Raw genomic sequence first — 20,047 nt, 5'->3', positions numbered from 1 at the left:
ATAATGAACAGAGTCGTTTTACTACTTTTAATATTGTTTACCACCTTAGATGCTAACGCCATTAAGCTGCACCCTGAAGTAGTTGCGATTCAAAAAGATTTAGTTAACTTAGGTATGAAAAAGAACGTTGGTGAGGTGTTCGAACGTCATAAAAGTGTGCTTATTGAAAACGAGCTAGACACGCAATCTCGAGACTTAATTCATCAATTTATTGCTACCTATTTTTCTTTCATTGGCTTACACGAGCATGCTGAGCAACTGTACCAATTCGGTCAGGCTATTTCACAACAGCAGACTTTATATAACTTTACCGCCTACGATGCGCTTGATGAGATCACAACGCTTGCTAAGCAACGCAAATTACTGATGGTCAACGAGGCACATCATATTCCAAAGCACAGATGGCTTACCAAGGAGCTGCTGATACGCCTAAAAAACGAAGGCTATTCATATCTGGCACTTGAGGCTCTGGCTCAAAAAGACGAGCTGCGTATTAATAAACAAGGCTATGCTACCAATCAAAGCGGTATTTATCTGCGTGACCCAGCATTCTCTGAGTTGGTAAGTGTTGCTAAAGAGTTAGGTTATACTCTTGTCAGCTACGATAAGTATATGTATGACAGAGAAAAAGAAGGCGCTGAAAATATCATCAATAAGACGTTTGCGCTTGACCCCTATGCCAAAGTTATTGTTCATTGTGGTTATAGCCATATTGACGAGAAACACAAACTAGCAAGCATCTTGGCAGAGAAGCTAGATATCGACCCACTAACCATTGACCAAACAGCCCTATTATCCACCCACATTGCTGATGTACATCACTGGGCTCCCGTTGTCTTTAAATCTGAACAAGAACAATATTGGCAACCTGCAGAAAGCCACTTTGATATTGCCGTTTACTGGCCTAAGCAAACAAAAATTGCTAATAGACCCGCATGGTATATGGCCAATCATAAAAGCCAAAGGTTAGATGAGAAATGGTGTGACAACACCTTTCCATGCTATGTTGAGGTGGGTAAAAACATCGACAATACCGTCCCATTTGACAGATATTTATGGCTAAATCCTGCCAAGCCTGCGTATGTACGAGTACGCTATGGCGACTCTATTTTTGTTTATGGTAAAACCGGACATCTACTTAAACAAGTAAACACAGCGATTAGCAATTAAGAACATTTATAATCTGAAACTTTTATATAGAAGTGGTAATTATCACCTTTGCCAGTATTCATATATCAGTGATTCCTGCCCATCATTTCAGTCATATCTGAGTGTTAACACACAAAATGAATCATGTTTTAGCGGCTGCGCCCTGCTGTGCAGCCGCATTCACTAGCAGAACACTCCCTGTACAAACCATTGTTGTGATGGTTCTTTGAAAATCCATAACCACTTTCCAAGCTCGCTACGAGCAATATAGTAGTCACGAGTGACCGCTTGATTATCCCACCAGCCAGTACAGATCCGCTCGGGCCCAAAATAGATAGTCACCTTTTCTTGTAATGGAGCAACTTTGGGCAATAACATGCTGGGCCGCTGCAATCCTTTTATGCGCACGGGCTGTGTATGCGCATGTAAGGGCTCCACAAAGTGAAAGGCTCGTTCTGGCCTGTGATCTGAGTCAATTTCAACCCCCTGCACTGAACGTTTACCTAACTTGGCTTGTAGCTTTGCAATTAAAGTGGGCCGTGCTGATTTATCTTGCTGAATTTGAAACAAATCATTATTTACACATTGATTATCCACTAAATACTCAGCAGACAAAGTGATTGCCTGAATAGGCGCATCAAGCGACATATTAGAAAGCTTTAATTCAAGTAAAGAAAGCCATGTATGTGCACGGCTTTCTCCTACGGTAGAGCCAACCTGTATCGATACAGGCTCCGCATCTCGCAATTGCAACATCAATGATACTTGCTGAGCTAGCTTATTACGTTGTTGCAAAAACAATTCTAGTTGTTCAAGTAGTTTTGTAATCGGCTTTGTAAGCCATTGCAGATTTTCAAGCTCAAACAATAAGGTAAGGTGGCGGGAAAACTGCTCCTCTGGTACATAAAATATTAAAGGATATTTTAGTTGCCCTTGTAACTGGCCCACATAGTGTACCAGTTCAATCTCAAAACGTTTTGCCAGCTCACTCACCGGAATACACAATAATTGTGAAAGCTTAGTAATTCTAACTCGCCTTAGCTGCTCACAAATACGCTCAGACAAGTCTGTTTGCGATAAATTAAAATCATTCATACTGCTTTGCAATAAAGAAGCATCATCCGTTATGATGTCTGTTCCCCCCTTTGCAAGCAGCCTTGCGGCTTGCGCCGAATAGCCCGTCGCATAATGATAATCAAGGCCCAAATGTGATAAATGTGTTTGTATATGATGCCAATACGCAGACAACCCCTGATATAACGACAACATATTACTCACCTTAAGCAAAATACCATTCGGTGGAAACAGGCTAATATCGGCTGTAACGAGATACAGCCACTGCGTGACCTCTTGCAAACGCACCTCTTCCGCTTGCTCATCGTAAGCGATAACCTGTAATCGTTCAGATAAACTGGCTGCACTAGCTAAACCCATACCTACCGTGATGCCAGACTGTTTAGCTAATTTGCAAAGCTGTACCACTCTATTGCTATGGCCGTCCACAATCACCACAGGATCGGGGTTATCTGATAATGCCAAGCTATCCAGTTGTAGATGTTTAAAATGTAGGTATAGCCATAAAGTCATTTTGCGTACCGTATAGGCGTTGGGAAAACCGTTACATTACTTGCTTCCCCTTGTTCTGCGACTAACTGTGGCCAATAATCAGCCAAGCTAAGCATAAAGCTTTTCTGAGGCCAACCACCCCTTTGCTTTTTAATTTGCACAGCAATACCGTGTGAATGCCCCGTCAATTGCAAACACAACGCAACAGGTAATGAAAACTGTTGTACACATTTAGGTCTGTATAAAAACAATGTACACCCACCTTGCTCCGATGCGAGTTGTAATCGCTTAGCCTGCGCGATACTTAAAGCACTCTGCCACAATAGCACTACACTACAAGCGCTGCTCTTCAAACACTGTTCAGCAGCCCATAGCGCATCAACCTCTGCGTTGGTATTTATGAACATTAGTTGTTTGTGATCGAACCCTAAGTGATAGAAATGGTGTGCATTGACGCACCCCGGAGGATTGATGAATACAATTAGATGTTGATGCTGTTGTAAATAAGGCAGCCAAATCTGCAATTCACCAATACCGTTATCCGCCTGAACTTCAACCATTCCCCGCTTAGGTAAACCACCTTGCAGCTTAATATCTAACAACGAAATACCGGTGCTAACACGCTCTGGCAGCTGATGAGCCTGACTACTCCCCTGCCATACCCACTGTCGATGCTGTAATAGATCAATGATCTTGCTCATGTCACATAAAACAAATTACACTGTATATATAAACAGTATAATTATTCACAGGTAAACTTCAAGATCAAAATACGCACAGTATTGCGCCTTAAATCTATATCCAGTTTGTGTACAAGTTTTGTGAGTGAGCTTAACGAAAAGGAAGGTCTGCATGGATGATCGAAAGAGCAGAATAGAAAAACAAAAATGCCAGTCATAAAGACTGGCATTTGCTATTCACTTTAAAAAAGCTAGACGGTGATTACCAACCCGCTTTTTCTTTAAGTGCTGAACCGATATCAGCTAGTGAACGAACAGTCTTTACGCCTGCTTCTTCTAGTGCTGCAAACTTCTCGTCAGCAGTACCTTTACCGCCTGCGATGATAGCACCTGCGTGACCCATACGCTTACCTGCAGGTGCAGTTACACCAGCAATGTAAGATACTACAGGCTTAGTTACGTTGTGCTTGATGTACTCAGCAGCTTCTTCTTCAGCTGTACCACCGATCTCACCAATCATTACGATTGCTTCTGTTTGCGGATCGTTTTGGAACATCTCTAGTACGTCGATGAAGTTAGTACCAGGGATTGGGTCACCACCGATACCTACACAAGTAGACTACTTTTAAATCAGCAAACTTCGATAGATGCCCAAACACATCTAATCATGTGGTAACAAGCTCAAAGTTAATACCCAAAATAAAGGGTAAAAATTTACTCTAAAGCAACGATTTAGTATCTACAATTCCCACTTATAGGTATAATTCCTCGTTTAAATAAAATGGGTAATCAAATGAAACATAAAAAAGCTTCTACTATTTTCGCTATAACCATATTGATGGCCGGTTGTGGTGGAAGTGCAAGCAATAGCGATCTAAGCTCATTGGAGACACAAGCAGAGCAACAGACAACCAAAACTAATAAGCCACCCACAGTGAGCGAAGTTCTCGTCGATATAGATGCGGGTAGCAATACCACGATAGAGTTAATTGGCACAGATATCGATAACGAACCTTTGACTTATTCTCTAACCCAAAAATTTGATCACATTGATGCAAGTATAAATGCCAATTTACTTACTCTAAACGTACCATATGGTGTATATGGCGAACAATTAGCGAGCTATGTCGCAAACGATGGTAAAGATGACTCCAATAACGCTTTAATTAAAGTAAATGTATCAACATCACAAACCCAGCCTTTCAGCGTAATACGCGAACACAGTGATATCAGCGCAGTAAAGGCACTAAGCAATGATAAAATTATGGCTGTAGGCACTACAAACACCCATTCCCAGTTCATTGCAATATATAACGGAAATGGTGAACTTGAAAAAGCGCAAGATGCTCAACAGTATCTTTTTGATAAAAGATCCACTATACACGTGATAGAACAAGGCAATGGCTATGCTTTGCTTGCATATGATCGCTTTGAAACTGATGTGGCCATATTTGTACTTCTTGATGAACAACTTAATGAAATTAAAAGAGAAACCCTATCACTACCTTTCGGTTTAAATCGCCTTAATCGCCATTATTCTGTTACAAGCTTTGATAACCTCGGGTTTTATATGCTAGGAGGGGATCAACAGCTTTTATTTATAAGCTCAGAAGGGGAGCTAACCACAGGTAATTCTCCTCTAACTCCCATGGAAAATTATCTAGGTAAATTTACCATTCAGGATGCCAAAATAGTCGATGATAAGGTGCACTTAGTCGGTGCGACTCTGCGCTGTGGTAACGATTTAGCAATTTGTTCGTCTTTACATAAAAGAAATGCTTTTACTGCAACAGCAAACCTTGATGGCTCCGAGCTTAAACTCAGTATGTTGGCTCCAGACACCCCTATTGACTCTGCGTTACTACCTAATGGCGATATTGCGCTATTAAGCGAGATTAACCTGCAGTATTTTGACTCAGATAAAACACCACTTTGGCAACGCCGGATTGATATTGATATGCTGCCCTATATCGGCCAGTTGTCCATTGCAGGAAACGCCGATATAATGCTTTGGGTGTATAGCTCTCACACGAATCAGCATGGTTACTTTAGAGTGTCGAATACAAATGAGCTTCTTTGGGAACTTATTGAATCCGCAGATGTTAAAGAAGGCTTTATCACAGAACAAAATATGCTTGTAGATCAGTACGGAAATATGTTTATTAGTTATGTAGACCTATATCAAGGTAACATCAACTGGCAAGATGGTGATATGCATAATATCTATGTAGATTACAGTGGAAAAAAACAATGGCAGCACCAAGTCTCAGGCCTTACCGTTCACTCAGCTAACGTTGCCGAAACAAACACTGCACTTACTAGTAGCCAGCATTTTGTGACGCTTGGTTCACCAAGGGATATAGGCCTCAACGACTTCATCAGCATTGTAAAGCCTATCCAAGCTAAATAACAATGCGTAAGTCAGTGATACGTTTAAAAAGTGCGGTTGTACAGACGCATACCTAATCACACACTACAACGCTAAACCCAGACTATAAAAGTAGCATTTGACGACAGACGATGAATGCAAGATCAAAAAAGGCTCCCGAAGGAGCCTTTTAAATCAAATTGGTAATTACTAGATTACCAACCCGCTTTTTCTTTAAGTGCTGAACCGATATCAGCTAGTGAACGAACAGTCTTTACGCCTGCTTCTTCTAGTGCTGCAAACTTCTCGTCAGCAGTACCTTTACCGCCTGCGATGATAGCACCTGCGTGACCCATACGCTTACCTGCAGGTGCAGTTACACCAGCAATGTAAGATACTACAGGCTTAGTTACGTTGTGCTTGATGTACTCAGCAGCTTCTTCTTCAGCTGTACCACCGATCTCACCAATCATTACGATTGCTTCTGTTTGCGGATCGTTTTGGAACATCTCTAGTACGTCGATGAAGTTAGTACCAGGAATTGGGTCACCACCAATACCAACACAAGTAGACTGACCGAAACCAGCATCAGTCGTTTGCTTAACCGCTTCGTACGTTAACGTACCAGAGCGAGAAACGATACCTACTTTACCAGGCTTGTGGATGTGACCAGGCATGATACCAATCTTAGTTTCACCCGGAGTGATAACACCTGGGCAGTTAGGACCGATCATACGAACACCAGTTTGGTCTAGCTTAACTTTAACGTCAACCATATCCAGTGTTGGGATGCCTTCAGTGATACAAACGATAAGCTCGATACCAGCATCGATAGCTTCTAAGATCGCATCTTTACAAAAAGGTGCTGGAACGTAGATTACTGATGCAGTTGCGCCAGTTTCTTCTACAGCTTCACGTACTGTGTTGAATACAGGTAGACCTAGGTGAGTTTGACCGCCTTTACCAGGAGATACACCACCAACCATTTGCGTACCGTACTGGATAGCTTGCTCAGAGTGGAAAGTACCTTGACCGCCAGTGAAACCCTGACAGATTACTTTAGTATCTTTATTAATTAATACAGACATTATTTGCCCTCCGCAGCAGCAACAACTTTCTGTGCAGCATCTGTTAGTGATTCTGCAGCGATAATGTCAAGGTCTGAGTTAGCTAGAACTTCACGACCTAGTTCAGCATTAGTACCTTCTAAACGTACAACTACTGGTACTTGTACGCCAACTTCTTTAACTGCACCGATGATACCTTCAGCGATCATGTCACAACGTACGATACCACCGAAGATGTTAACTAGTACTGCTTTAACATTGTCATCAGAAAGGATGATCTTGAATGCTTCAGCTACACGCTCTTTAGTCGCGCCGCCACCTACGTCTAGGAAGTTAGCTGGCTTGCCACCGTGTAGGTTTACGATGTCCATAGTACCCATCGCAAGGCCAGCACCGTTAACCATACAACCTACATTACCGTCTAGAGCAACATAGTTAAGCTCGAAGCTTGCTGCGTGTGCTTCACGTGCATCTTCTTGTGAAGGATCGTGGAATTCACGGATCTTAGGCTGACGGAACAATGCATTACCGTCTACACCGATTTTACCGTCAAGACAGTGAAGGTTGCCTTGATCAGTGATTACTAGAGGGTTGATCTCTAGTAGTGCAAAATCGTGGTCGTTAAACATAGTTGCAAGACCCATGAAGATCTTAACGAACTGTTTAATCTGTGCTGGGTTTAGACCTAGTTTAAAGCCTAACTCACGACCTTGGTATGCCTGAGGGCCAACTAGTGGATCAATTTCAGCTTTATGAATTAGCTCTGGTGTTTCTTCTGCAACAGTTTCGATTTCAACACCACCTTCGGTAGATGCCATGAAAACTACTTTGCGAGTTGCACGGTCTACTACAGCACCTAGGTATAATTCGTTAGCGATGTCTGTGCAGCTTTCAACTAAGATTTTAGCTACTGGCTGACCTTTTTCGTCCGTTTGGTAAGTTACTAAGTTTTTACCTAACCAGTTTTCAGCGAATGCGCGAATTTCTTCTTTGCTGTCAGCAAGCTTTACACCGCCTGCTTTACCACGGCCACCGGCGTGTACTTGACATTTAACTACCCATTTGTCGCCGCCGATTTTAGCAGCTGCTTCTACCGCTTCTTGAGGTGTATCACAAGCGAAACCCTCAGATACTGGCAAACCATAGTCGGCAAATAGTTGTTTTGCCTGATACTCATGCAAATTCATGATGCTTTATCCAATTTCTTATACTAAAAAAGCTGAATATTTATGCAAATAATCAGCTATCCCAAATTGCGCTCCTAGTATAGATCCCAAGGCTTAGGATGAAAACCCTAGTTAGACCAAAGGCGCAAAAAAAAAGCTGTATGAAAGAACATACAGCTTAATATCTAATCAATTATGATTATACGTCTAGTAATAGACGTGTAGGATCTTCTAATAGCTCTTTAATTGTTACTAAGAAGCCTACAGATTCTTTACCATCGATCTGACGGTGGTCATAGCTCAGCGCCAAATACATCATAGGTAAGATTTCTACTTTACCATTAACTGCCATTGGGCGGTCTTGGATTTTGTGCATACCTAAGATTGAAGACTGAGGCAAATTAATGATTGGCGTCGAAAGTAGCGAACCAAATACACCACCGTTAGTGATAGTGAAGTTACCACCTGTCATATCATCAACTGTTAACTTACCATCACGGCCTTTGAGAGCCAGCTCACGAATACCTTTTTCGATTTCAGCAACTGATAGCTTGTCACAGTCACGTAGTACCGGTGTTACAAGACCACGTGGTGTTGATACAGCGATGCTGATATCGAAGTAGTTGTGATAAACAATATCATCACCATCAATTGACGCATTCACTTCAGGGAAACGCTTAAGTGCTTCAGTGACCGCTTTCACGTAGAAAGACATGAAGCCTAAACGAATACCGTGACGCTCTTCGAATACATCTTTGTACTGCTTACGAAGGTCCATGATAGGTTTCATGTTTACTTCGTTGAAAGTGGTCAACATTGCTGTTGAGTTCTTCGCTTCAAGTAGACGATTTGCAATTGTCTTACGCAGGCGAGTCATTGGTACACGTTTTTGTGTACGCTCACCCAATGGTGCAGCTGGTGCAGAAGCTTTTTCAGCAGCAGGTTTTGCCGCTGGCGCTTTTAAGAATGCATCAACATCTTCTTTAGTGATGCGACCACCCTTACCTGAACCTTTGATTTTTGAAGCATCTAAGCCTTTTTCAGCGATAAGACGACGTACTGATGGTGTTAACACATCAGAGTTCTCATCTGAAGAAGCTGGTGCAGACTCTGATTTAGACTCTGTTTTTTCACTTGAAGATGCAGCTGGAGCAGCACCGGCTTTAATCTTACCGATCACTTGCTCTCCAAGTACAGTGTCACCTTCTGCGTGTAGATGTTCACCCATTACACCATCTTCTGGTGCAACAACTTCTAATACTACTTTGTCAGTTTCAATATCAACCAGATTTTGATCGCGGCTTACCGCTTCACCTGGTTGAACATGCCAAGTTGCGATTGTAGCGTCTGCTACTGATTCTGGAAGTACAGGTACTTTAATGTCCACTTCTTTACCTTCTGCTGCTGGCGCCGATGATGACGCTGCTGGTTGTTCATTTGATTGAGCAGGCGCGCTGGCTTTCTCGTCAGCAGCACCTAAAATTGCGATAACTTGCTCACCAAGCACTGTCGCACCGTCTGTTTCCTTGATCTCAGTGACCACACCATCTTCAGGCGCTACAACTTCTAATACAACCTTGTCAGTTTCAATATCTACAAGGTTTTGGTCACGAGTTACTGTATCACCAACGCTAACGTGCCAAGTTGCTACAGTAGCGTCTGCAACTGACTCAGGAAGAACAGGAACCTTAATTTCGGTTGTCATCTCTTATCCCTTATTTCTTAATTGTTAATGCGTCAGCAACTAACGCGTTTTGTTCTTTGGTATGTGTTGACATGTAGCCACACGCTGGTGCTGCCGATGCTTTACGGCCAGCATATGTTAAATTCGCACCTGCTGGGATTGCATCCCAGAAATGGTGTTGCGAACAGTACCAAGCACCTTGGTTTTGTGGCTCTTCTTGACACCAAACAAAATCTTTCACGTGCTGGTAACGAGCCATAATCTCGTCCATCTCCTGATGTGGGAATGGATACAACTGCTCTACACGTACAATCGCAACATTATCCAGTTCTTGCTTACGTCGCTCTTGTAACAGCTCGTAATACACCTTACCACTACAGAACACTACGCGCTTAACATTAGCTGGATCGATATCATCGATTTCATCAATCATGTTATGGAATACACCATCCGCTAATTCTTCTAGTGAAGACACCGCTAACGGGTGGCGCAGTAATGACTTAGGCGTCATAACAATCAAAGGACGACGCAATGGACGAACCGATTGACGACGTAACATCGCATAAACTTGTGCAGGTGTTGAAGGCACACACACTTGCATATTATGGTCTGCACACAGTTGTAAGTAACGCTCTAAACGCGCTGAGCTGTGCTCTGGACCCTGACCTTCATAACCGTGAGGCAATAACATAGTTAGACCACACAAACGACCCCACTTTTGTTCACCTGAACTTAGGAATTGGTCAAACACAACCTGTGCACCGTTGGCGAAATCACCAAACTGTGCTTCCCAAAGTACCAGTGAAGTAGGTTCAGCCGTTGCGTAACCATATTCGAATGCTAATACCGCTTCTTCAGATAGTACTGAATCATAAACTTCGAATGAGCCTTGATTTTCACTCACGTTTTGAAGTGGTAGATAAGTCGACGCATCTTTTTGGTTATGAACTACAGCATGACGGTGGAAGAACGTACCACGACCAGAATCCTGGCCTGTCATACGAATATCTACACCTTCGTCAACTAACGTTGCATAAGCAAGTGTTTCTGCCATACCCCAGTCTAATTGCTTATCGCCTTTGGCCATGGCTTGACGATCGTCATAAATTTTCTTAACGCGAGACTGAGCTTTATGCTCTTCAGGGTAAGTGGAAACTTTTTCTGCTAATTGTGTTAGCTTTTCTACAGACAGTTTCGGATCGTACGCAACATCCCAATCATGGCCAACAAATTTAGACCAGTCAGATGAGTGTTTGGTATCAGGCTTAATTTCTTCAACCACACACACACCTTGATCTAAACCATTGCGATACATGTCGCTTAGTGCTTTTGCGTCATCTGTTGTGATAACGCCTTCAGACACTAATTGGTCTGCGTATAGCTGACGCGGTACAGGATGCTTTTTAATTTTCTGATACATCAACGGCTGTGTTGCATTAGGCTCATCAGCTTCGTTGTGACCGTGGCGGCGATAACACACTAAATCAATAACCACATCACGACGGAACTGGTTACGGAAATCTAGAGCGATTTGCGTCACAAAAGCAACGGCTTCAGGGTCATCAGAATTGACATGGAAGATAGGTGCCTGAACCATTTTAGCAATGTCTGTACAGTAATCTGTAGAACGCACATCTTCTTGTTTTGATGTAGTAAAGCCAACTTGGTTGTTTACTACGATACGAACTGTACCACCTACACCAAATGCTCGGGTTTGCGACAAGTTAAATGTTTCTTGTACAACACCTTGTCCTGCTATCGCAGAGTCACCGTGAATGGTGATTGGTAGTGCTTTAGAACCAGTCTTACACCCTAAGCGGTCAAGGCGTGCTCTCACTGAGCCCATAACTACTGGGTTAACGATCTCTAGGTGAGATGGGTTGAATGCCAACGCCATGTGGACGTCACCACCCTGCGTTGCAAAGTCAGACGAATAACCCATGTGATATTTTACATCACCAGAGCCTGCTAATTCGCCGTACTTACCAGCAAACTCGTCGAACAGTACCTGAGGATTTTTACCCAATACGTTAACTAGTACATTGAGACGACCACGGTGGGCCATACCAATAACGGCTTCTTGCTGACCACTTTCACCTGCACGATGAATTAGCTCTTTAAGCATAGGCACTAGCGCATCACCACCTTCGAGTGAGAAACGCTTAGCACCAGGGAATTTTGCCCCTAGGTACTTTTCTAAGCCATCTGCCGCTGTAAGGCCTTTCAAAATACGAAGCTTAGTTTCTTTGCTAAATTTAGGCTTTGAGAAGGTTGATTCTAGGCGCTGCTGTAACCAACGTTTTTCTTCTGTAGAAGTGATGTGCATATACTCAGCACCCACTGAACCACAATAGGTGGTTTTCAATGCTGAATATAAGTCTTTAAGCTTCATCGTCTCTTTGCCACAGGCGAAAGAGCCAACGTTGTATTCTTTTTCTAAATCCGCATCGGTTAACTCGTGGTAGTCAAGTTCTAAGTCACGAACTCGCTCACGTTTCCACAAACCAAGTGGGTCTAGATTAGCGTTTTGGTGGCCTCTAAACCTAAATGCGTTAATTAGTTGCAGTACGCGTACTTGTTTAGCATCACTTGTGCTGTCCGCTGCAACCACTACTTCTCTGTGTTTATTTTTTGCAAGATCAGCAAATTGCTGCCTTACTTGTGAATGCTTTACATCGACATCCACACCGTCAACTTTTGGAAGTTGATCAAACACTTCTCGCCACTCTTCTGGCACTGAAGTCGCATCATCAAGATACGCTTCATAAAGCTCTTCTACATAAGCTACGTTTCCGCCGTACAAATGCGAAGATTCTAGCCATGCCTTCATCACACCTTCGTGCATTTATTAGCCCTTTTCTTTAGCGCAGAAATTTAATTAATAACAAGATGGCATGCGTATGCATGCCATCTAAGGATTTAAATATGTATTAAACCGAACGATTTAACAACATAGATTTAATCTGACCAATGGCTTTAGTTGGATTCAAGCCCTTTGGACATACGCTAACACAGTTCATGATACCGTGACAGCGGAATACGCTGAACGCATCGTCAAGGTCAGCCAAACGCTCTTCAGTCGCTGTATCGCGGCTATCAGCCAAGAAACGATAGGCGTGTAGAAGACCGGCAGGACCGATGAACTTGTCTGGGTTCCACCAGAACGAAGGACATGACGTTGAACAACACGCACATAAAATACACTCGTACAAACCATCTAGCTCTTCACGTTCTTCAATTGTTTGAAGACGCTCTTCGCCACCCGTTGGCTTGTCATTGATAAGATAAGGTTTAACCTTCTCATACTGAGTGTAAAACTGGCTCATATCAATCACTAAGTCACGAATTACTGGAAGACCTGGTAATGGACGTAAAATGATTTTACCTTTGCCATTTTTCTGTAGTGCTGAAATTGGAGTAATACATGCTAAGCCATTTTTGCCATTCATGTTTACACCGTCAGAACCACATACACCTTCACGACACGAACGACGGAAAGATAAAGTTGGATCTTGCTCTTTAAGAAGTAAAAGCGCGTCCAACACCATCATGTCACGACCTTCTTCTACTTCAAGCTTGTAGTCCTGCATACGTGGCGCATTGTCCACATCAGGATTATAACGATAAACAGATAATTCTAAAGTTGCCATCGCTGTGCTCCTAGTAAGTACGTGCTTTAGGTGGGAATGCTTCACGAGTCTTAGGCGCGTAGTTAACTTCACGCTTGCTCATGCTTTCCGTTACTGGGTTATAAACCGTGTGGCATAACCAGTTTTCATCATCACGATCTGGGTAATCAAAACGTGAATGAGCGCCACGACTTTCCGTACGGAAGTTAGCTGCGACAGCTGTTGAATACGCAGTTTCCATGAGGTTATCAAGCTCTAGGCATTCGATACGCTGAGTGTTGAACTCAGTAGACTTATCATCAAGACGCGCATGCTGTAGACGCTCACGGATCTCTTTAAGCTGCTGTAGACCTTCTGCCATTGAGTCACCTTCACGGAATACCGAGAAGTTAAGCTGCATACACTGTTGTAGATCTTTTTTGATCTGAACAGGATCTTCACCCTGACCTTTTGCTGAAGTTTCCCAGCGATTGAAGCGTGCAAACGCGGCATCAACATCGTCACTAGACGCTTGCTTAGAAATTTGCGCATCAGCAAGGTATTGACCCAAGAAGTTACCAGCAGCACGACCGAATACAACTAAGTCTAGCAATGAGTTACCACCTAAGCGGTTTGCACCGTGTACAGATACACATGCAATCTCACCTACTGCGAATAAACCTTCTACCAGCTTGCCGTTACCATTTTCATCTACGCTCAATACTTGACCGTTAACGTTAGTTGGTACACCACCCATCATGTAGTGACAGGTTGGGATAACTGGAATTGGCTCTTTTGCAGGGTCAACGTGTGCAAATGTCTTAGACAGATCACAAACACCAGGCAGACGTAGATTCAACGTTTCTTCACCTAGGTGATCAAGCTTCAGCTTAATATGTGGACCCCAAGGACCGTCACAACCACGTCCTTCGCGGATTTCAGTCATCATTGAACGAGCAACAACGTCGCGTGATGCTAAATCTTTAGCATTTGGAGCATAACGTTCCATAAAGCGTTCGCCGTCTTTATTTAGAAGGTAACCACCCTCACCACGACAACCTTCAGTAACCAGCGTACCAGCACCAGCAATACCTGTTGGGTGGAACTGCCACATTTCCATATCTTGCATCGCAATGCCTGCGCGAGTCGCCATACCAACACCGTCACCAGTGTTAATGTGAGCGTTCGTCGTAGATGCGAAGATACGACCTGCACCACCCGTTGCTAATACAACAGCTTTAGATTTGAAGTAAGTTACTTCACCTGATTCGATATCAATGGCTGTACAACCAACTACATCACCATTGTCATTTTTTACCAAATCCAATGCATACCATTCAGAGAATACGTTAGTTTTGTTTTTAACGTTCTGCTGGTATAAGCAGTGAAGCAATGCATGACCTGTACGGTCCGCCGCAGCTGCTGTACGCGCCGCTTGTTCACCACCAAAATTCTTTGATTGACCACCGAAAGGACGCTGATAAACGCGACCGTTCTCGAAACGAGAAAATGGTAGACCCATATTTTCTAATTCGGTGATTGCTTCAGGACCAGTTTGACACATGTATTCGATGGCATCTTGGTCTCCGATAAAGTCAGAACCTTTTACCGTATCGTACATGTGCCATTCCCAGTTATCCTCGTGCGAGTTACCGAGCGCTACGGTAATACCACCTTGCGCTGATACTGTGTGAGAACGAGTTGGGAAAACCTTTGAAATCAAAGCACAAGTTTTACCAGATTCAGAAATCGCAAGCGCTGCACGCATACCAGCACCACCGGCACCGATTACTACAGCATCAAATTCACGAGTATTATATTTCACTTAAACACCCCACAGAACAAACAGACCAATTGCTACGTAAGCAAGAGCCATTAGGTTTAATACGAAGCCAAGTACTGAACGCATTGTTGAGCACTTCACATAGTCTGTTAATACCTGCCATAAGCCGATATGAGTGTGTACCATAATGCACACTAAAGTAACGATTGTCGCAGCTTTAACAGCTAGATTTGAAAACAAACCTTGCCACGCTTCAAATGTAAGTTCTGGTGTTAGAAGTAAATAACCAACAATAAATACTGCATATGCTGCAATTACTAATGCGGTTGTACGTAATGAAACGTAATCTTGTACGCCGTCACGCTTGAGAGTTGCTTGATTTAAGACCATATCCACACTCCTGCTAGAATTGCTACAACCACAGAAAGTGCAATTGCAATTTTAGCGCTGCTATTGCCCGACTCTAATTCTTCCCAATGACCCATGTCTTGGATCATATGACGAATACCACCAATAAGGTGATACGCCAATACGCTGACGGTGCCCCATGCAATGAACTTTGCAATAAAGCCACTAAATAGGCCCTTTACAAATTCAAACCCTTCAGGAGAAGAAAGAGACTCAGACCAAGCCCAAATGACAAAAGTCAAAGCGAAGAATAATGCCACACCAGTAACACGGTGTAGAATCGACGCTTTAGCCGTTGCCGGCATAGATATAGTCGTAAGATCTAGATTTACAGGTCTTTGCTTTTTCACAGTTACTTGCCCATCTTGCCCACAAAGGAGCTCATCTACTTGTTTTTATAAAATCCATTTGCGCGACATGCACAAATGGCACACTCTAAATAAACCTGTTTTTCCAAAAGACTCATCCGTTTTTCGTAAAAATAGGTTTACCCACAGACGATACGGTATAAAACCTTTGACAGTATATAAGGCCGTGAGTGCTTTTACAATTCTTGTTTAGATTGAGACGCTTGCGAATTAGCCAATGGTATAATATTTAAACTGGCTAGAATATTTATTATACATATTTGCATAATTCTCAGAAAAATTGACTTTCCACCCCAGTTTTACGTTAAAATGATCAGAATTTGCTTAACATTAGAATCACAACATAACAATCAGAATTGTTATTTCATAGGAGATAAATAGATGGCAGATAAGAAAGCCACAGTACATATTGAAGGTCACGATCCGATCGAGCTACCGATATACTCAGGCACAGCGGGCCAAGATGTAATTGATGTTCGTACCCTAGGTGCTCACGGCCATTTCACATATGATCCAGGTTTTATGTCTACCGGTTCGTGCGAGTCATCTATCACCTACATTGACGGCGGGAAAGGCGTATTGTTACACCGCGGCTACCCCATTGAACAGCTTGCTGACAACTCTAACTACATCGAACTTTGTTATCTTTTACTAAAAGGTGAGTTACCGACAGCTGAACAACACGCTGAATTTGCAGATGAGATCACACGCAACACCATGTTGCATGAGAAAATCGCAGTATTTTTCCAAGGCTTCCGCGTTGACTCGCACCCAATGGCAATGCTTTGTGGTGTAGTTGGTGCCTTGTCATCGTTCTATCACGATGATTTAGATATTTCAGATGCAGATCAACGTCACCGCAGCGCGGTTCGTTTAATTGCTAAGCTTCCGACAATTGCAGCTATGGCGTACAAATACAATGTAGGTCAGCCGTTCGTTTACCCTCGCAACGACCTTAGCTACGCAGAAAACTTCCTACACATGATGTTCTCTGTGCCTGCTGAAAAGTATGAAGTAAACCCAATCCTTGCTAAAGCAATGGACAAAATCTTCATGCTTCATGCTGACCACGAGCAAAACGCATCAACATCAACGGTACGTTTAGCGGGTTCTTCTGGCGCAAACCCATACGCTTGTATCGCTGCGGGTATCGCTTCACTTTGGGGCCCTGCTCACGGTGGTGCAAACGAAGCTTGCTTGAATATGTTAGAAGAAATTGGTTCGGTAGATCGCATCGACGAGTACGTTGCCAAGGCAAAAGACAAAAACGATCCATTCCGTCTAATGGGTTTCGGTCACCGTGTATATAAGAACTTTGACCCTCGTGCAACGGTAATGCGTGAAACTTGTCACGAAGTACTTAAAGAATTAAACATTCAAGACCCACTACTAGATGTTGCAATGAAGCTTGAGCAAATCGCTCTAGAAGACCCATACTTCATCGAGAAGAAGCTTTACCCTAACGTAGACTTCTATTCAGGCATCATCTTGAAAGCGATTGGTATTCCTACCAGCATGTTCACAGTTATTTTCGCGATGTCGCGCACTGTAGGTTGGATCTCTCACTGGGATGAAATGCTATCTCAGCCAGGGCACAAAATTGGTCGTCCTCGTCAGCTATACACTGGCTACACGAAGCGTGATTACACGCCTACATCAAAAAGATAATTCTGTAATTATCGGATTAAGGCCGCCATGTGCGGCCTTTTTTATTGGCATTAAATACAAAATCTATTTAAAATCGCCGCTCGATTTAGCTAAGGACCTTTGCATGAGTGATATCGCACAGCTGAGAAAAAACTTCCCAACTCTAACGCAGACCATCGAGGGTCATCCTTTAGTTTACTTAGACTCGGGCGCCACCAGCCAAAAGCCTCAGGCGGTGATCGACGCGATTAACCTATTTTATACTAAAAATAATGCGAACGTACACAGAGGTTTACACACACTCAGTGAAACCGCTACAACACAATACGAAAACGTAAGGGAAAAATTGGCGGACTTTCTTGATGTCAATGCAACAGAGTGTGTTTGGACCAGTGGTGCAACGCATGGTATTAATCTGGTAGCAGCAGGATTGACCTCACAACTAACCTCAAATGACGTCATTTTGATTAGTGCGCTTGAGCATCACGCAAACATCGTCCCATGGCAACAACTAGCAATACGTACAGGGGCAAGATTAGAAGTTATTCCAGTTGATGCACAAGGGGTCATAGACACAAATGTAGCAATCACTACAATACAAAAATGGCAGCCTAAAGTTTTTGCTTGTTCACATGCTTCTAATACCCTTGGCAATATTCAAGATGTAAAGCTTCTTGTTGCCAAAGCAAAGCAGGTAGGCGCGATTACCTTAGTAGACGGTGCACAAGCATTCCTCCATTTGCGTCCGAACTTACGCCAGTTAGATTGTGATTTTTATGTACTTTCTGCGCACAAAGCGCTAGGCCCAACGGGACTTGGGGTCTTATACGGCAAATATGAGCTGTTAAATGCATTACCTGTTTACCAAACAGGTGGCGAAATGATAGACACCGTTAGCTTTGCCAACACCACTTTTCGCCAAGCTCCCGCAAAGTTTGAGCCTGGTACACCTAACATTTCTGCGGTTTTAGGCTTCGGTGCAGCATTAGATTATTTGAATGCCATCGATTTTCAACAGATGCATCAATATGAACAAGCATTATTCGTATATTTAGTCGAACAATTATCCTCGATTGAAGGCGTTAGGCTATATGGCGACTTGGTTAATAACATTGGTACTGTGAGTTTTTCATACAAATCAGAGCATCACTATGATCTGGCGATGTTGCTTAACAGTTATGGCGTTGCCGTGAGAAGTGGCCATCATTGCACGCAACCACTTATGCAAGTACTCAACTTAGATGGCACCATACGGGTCAGTTTAGCTTTTTACAATAACAAAGACGATATTGATTGTTTTATCAGTGCATTACAAAATAGTATTGAACTGATCGAAGGATAAAATTTGTGACTTATCAAGAAATATATAACACACTCTCTAACACATCAGGCTGGCAACAAAGCTATCGTGAAATCATGTTGCTTGGTAAACAGCTTCCTGCTTTGCCTGAAGTTCTGAAAACAGAGCAAGCCAAAGTCACTGGCTGTGAAAGTAACGTGTGGTTACACATTGAATTGGACGAGCAGCAGCAAAACCTATTGTTAGTTGGCGATTCCGACACGCGTATTGTTAAGGGACTGCTTGCTATTGTACTGGCTATGTACAATGGAAAAACGCCTACAGAAGCGAAACAGATTGACGCTTATCAAGAGTTTGAGTCTCTGGGATTAATTAAACACCTCAGTCCATCCAGAGGCAATGGTATTAAAGCAATTGTAGACAAAATTCAGAAGCAAATTACGCAATTGACCTGAAGCGGCGCGTGTCAAACGCGCGTTTATTTTTAAATTTAAGGTGACCTTGCATACCAGTCTCTTTTTATACGACGCAGTGCTCCTGTGCTATCCAGTTGTTGAAATGCCTCTTTGTATCGCTGGATGAGCAAAGGATTGGATTTTTTATTAAAGGCAATCCCTATACTCACATTCAATTCTGTCAACTCTACGACTTTAACTAACGAAGCAGGATCTACGCTTTCGTTTTGTGCATGATTTCGTATCGAGTGTTCTGTGCCCATGATAAGCGCTACCCGTTCTCGTACTAACAACTTTAAGAGTTGTTCTTCATAACTGACAGGGACAAGATGTTTAAAGTAATGTGACTGTAGATATTGCGCAGTATTCGAGCCTCTGATCACCGCAGTTTCAAAGTACTTAAATGAATGAAGTGAACTGAGTGAATTACGTTCTTCGGGAAAGTGACTTTTAAGCCCCCATAGAAAAATAGTATCTCTAGGCACTTCACCAATCCATTCAAAATGCTGATCACGCGCCCTAGTATGCACAATTGAATAAATTAAAACGTTTGGCTCATGTAAAGCCGTTTCATAGGCCCTCGCCCAAGGCATAACTTCGATGTTGTAACTATCACCAGTCAAGGAAAACATCGCCTTGATGATCTCAGTCATGAAACCGCCTAATTCTCCGTTCTTTTTCTGCACCTGATAGGGTTCCAAATGTTCTGTCACTACTCTGATGTGCTCGGCTCTTGCCATCGACACAACCAGCATAGAATATACAATGAACAACATGAAGAAATATGGCATTTGCTTA

The 20,047-nt window shown here is 42.9% G+C and carries 16 protein-coding genes and 1 pseudogene; 5 read left to right on the top strand and 12 right to left on the bottom strand.

Translation table 11 applies throughout. The features are described from left to right. Positions 1 to 3: 3 nt before the first annotated feature. Positions 4 to 1,170 (top strand): hypothetical protein, encoded by a 1,167-nt coding sequence (locus tag BET10_RS09605; RefSeq protein WP_070985328.1) that lies wholly within the window; start codon positions 4 to 6, stop codon positions 1,168 to 1,170. 162 nt (positions 1,171 to 1,332) lie between these two features. Here BET10_RS09605 and BET10_RS09600 read toward each other — a convergent pair whose 3' ends face one another. From BET10_RS09600 to BET10_RS09590, 3 genes and pseudogenes are all read right to left on the bottom strand, one after another. After that, positions 1,333 to 2,736: a Y-family DNA polymerase gene (locus tag BET10_RS09600; protein WP_070985325.1), complete on the bottom strand. Its 1,404-nt coding sequence runs from the start codon at positions 2,734 to 2,736 to the stop codon at positions 1,333 to 1,335. After that, complete coding sequence (gene imuA, locus BET10_RS09595) at positions 2,733 to 3,416, bottom strand: translesion DNA synthesis-associated protein ImuA (protein WP_070985323.1); 684 nt, start codon at positions 3,414 to 3,416, stop codon at positions 2,733 to 2,735. The genes BET10_RS09600 and imuA overlap by 4 nt, the downstream gene beginning before the upstream one ends. 241 nt (positions 3,417 to 3,657) lie before the next feature. Then, positions 3,658 to 4,014 (bottom strand): annotated as a pseudogene (locus BET10_RS09590) (succinate--CoA ligase subunit alpha); the annotation flags it as partial. A gap of 174 nt (positions 4,015 to 4,188) precedes the next feature. Here BET10_RS09590 and BET10_RS09585 point away from each other — a divergent pair. Further along, positions 4,189 to 5,805: a hypothetical protein gene (locus tag BET10_RS09585; RefSeq protein WP_139158550.1), complete on the top strand. Its 1,617-nt coding sequence runs from the start codon at positions 4,189 to 4,191 to the stop codon at positions 5,803 to 5,805. Between the two features lie 173 nt (positions 5,806 to 5,978). Here the strand turns inward: BET10_RS09585 and sucD are convergent, their stop codons facing one another. The 8 genes from sucD to sdhC form a co-directional block, all read right to left on the bottom strand. After that, positions 5,979 to 6,851 (bottom strand): succinate--CoA ligase subunit alpha, encoded by an 873-nt coding sequence (gene sucD, locus BET10_RS09580; protein WP_070985318.1) that lies wholly within the window; start codon positions 6,849 to 6,851, stop codon positions 5,979 to 5,981. Beyond that, positions 6,851 to 8,017, bottom strand: coding sequence for an ADP-forming succinate--CoA ligase subunit beta (sucC, locus tag BET10_RS09575; protein WP_070985316.1), 1,167 nt, complete (start codon positions 8,015 to 8,017; stop codon positions 6,851 to 6,853). Before sucC ends, sucD begins: the two co-directional genes overlap by 1 nt. 178 nt (positions 8,018 to 8,195) lie before the next feature. Continuing rightward, complete coding sequence (gene odhB / locus BET10_RS09570) at positions 8,196 to 9,701, bottom strand: 2-oxoglutarate dehydrogenase complex dihydrolipoyllysine-residue succinyltransferase (RefSeq protein ID WP_070985314.1); 1,506 nt, start codon at positions 9,699 to 9,701, stop codon at positions 8,196 to 8,198. 10 nt (positions 9,702 to 9,711) lie between these two features. After that, a complete protein-coding gene (locus tag BET10_RS09565) occupies positions 9,712 to 12,525 on the bottom strand; it encodes a 2-oxoglutarate dehydrogenase E1 component (RefSeq protein WP_070985311.1) in 2,814 nt (937 codons plus the stop codon). Positions 12,526 to 12,610: 85 nt separating this feature from the next. Next, positions 12,611 to 13,330, bottom strand: a complete 720-nt coding sequence (locus BET10_RS09560) for a succinate dehydrogenase iron-sulfur subunit (RefSeq protein ID WP_070985309.1) — start codon at positions 13,328 to 13,330, stop codon at positions 12,611 to 12,613. Positions 13,331 to 13,340: 10 nt separating this feature from the next. Further along, positions 13,341 to 15,113, bottom strand: coding sequence for a succinate dehydrogenase flavoprotein subunit (sdhA, locus tag BET10_RS09555; protein WP_070985306.1), 1,773 nt, complete (start codon positions 15,111 to 15,113; stop codon positions 13,341 to 13,343). Then, positions 15,114 to 15,461, bottom strand: a complete 348-nt coding sequence (sdhD, locus tag BET10_RS09550; RefSeq protein WP_070985304.1) for a succinate dehydrogenase, hydrophobic membrane anchor protein — start codon at positions 15,459 to 15,461, stop codon at positions 15,114 to 15,116. Further along, a complete protein-coding gene (gene sdhC, locus BET10_RS09545; RefSeq protein WP_070985301.1) occupies positions 15,452 to 15,829 on the bottom strand; it encodes a succinate dehydrogenase, cytochrome b556 subunit in 378 nt (125 codons plus the stop codon). The genes sdhD and sdhC overlap by 10 nt, the downstream gene beginning before the upstream one ends. Positions 15,830 to 16,228: 399 nt before the next feature. Here sdhC and BET10_RS09540 point away from each other — a divergent pair, with 399 nt between their 5' ends. The 3 genes from BET10_RS09540 to BET10_RS09530 all read left to right on the top strand — a co-directional run bounded on the left by BET10_RS09540 (position 16,229) and on the right by BET10_RS09530 (position 19,249). Next, positions 16,229 to 17,515: a citrate synthase gene (locus BET10_RS09540; protein WP_070985300.1), complete on the top strand. Its 1,287-nt coding sequence runs from the start codon at positions 16,229 to 16,231 to the stop codon at positions 17,513 to 17,515. A 103-nt stretch (positions 17,516 to 17,618) separates the two neighbouring features. Then, positions 17,619 to 18,836: an aminotransferase class V-fold PLP-dependent enzyme gene (locus BET10_RS09535; protein ID WP_070985298.1), complete on the top strand. Its 1,218-nt coding sequence runs from the start codon at positions 17,619 to 17,621 to the stop codon at positions 18,834 to 18,836. Between the two features lie 5 nt (positions 18,837 to 18,841). Further along, complete coding sequence (locus tag BET10_RS09530; RefSeq protein WP_070985296.1) at positions 18,842 to 19,249, top strand: SufE family protein; 408 nt, start codon at positions 18,842 to 18,844, stop codon at positions 19,247 to 19,249. 35 nt (positions 19,250 to 19,284) lie between these two features. Here the strand turns inward: BET10_RS09530 and BET10_RS09525 are convergent, their stop codons facing one another. Then, positions 19,285 to 19,989: a substrate-binding periplasmic protein gene (locus tag BET10_RS09525; protein WP_217495733.1), complete on the bottom strand. Its 705-nt coding sequence runs from the start codon at positions 19,987 to 19,989 to the stop codon at positions 19,285 to 19,287. Between the last annotated feature and the right edge of the window lie 58 nt (positions 19,990 to 20,047).

The organism is Pseudoalteromonas amylolytica (assembly GCF_001854605.1).
Lineage (GTDB): Bacteria > Pseudomonadota > Gammaproteobacteria > Enterobacterales > Alteromonadaceae > Pseudoalteromonas > Pseudoalteromonas amylolytica.
The sequence above is the reverse complement of the archived record's forward strand: the minus strand, read 5'-3'. Positions and strand labels throughout refer to the sequence as shown.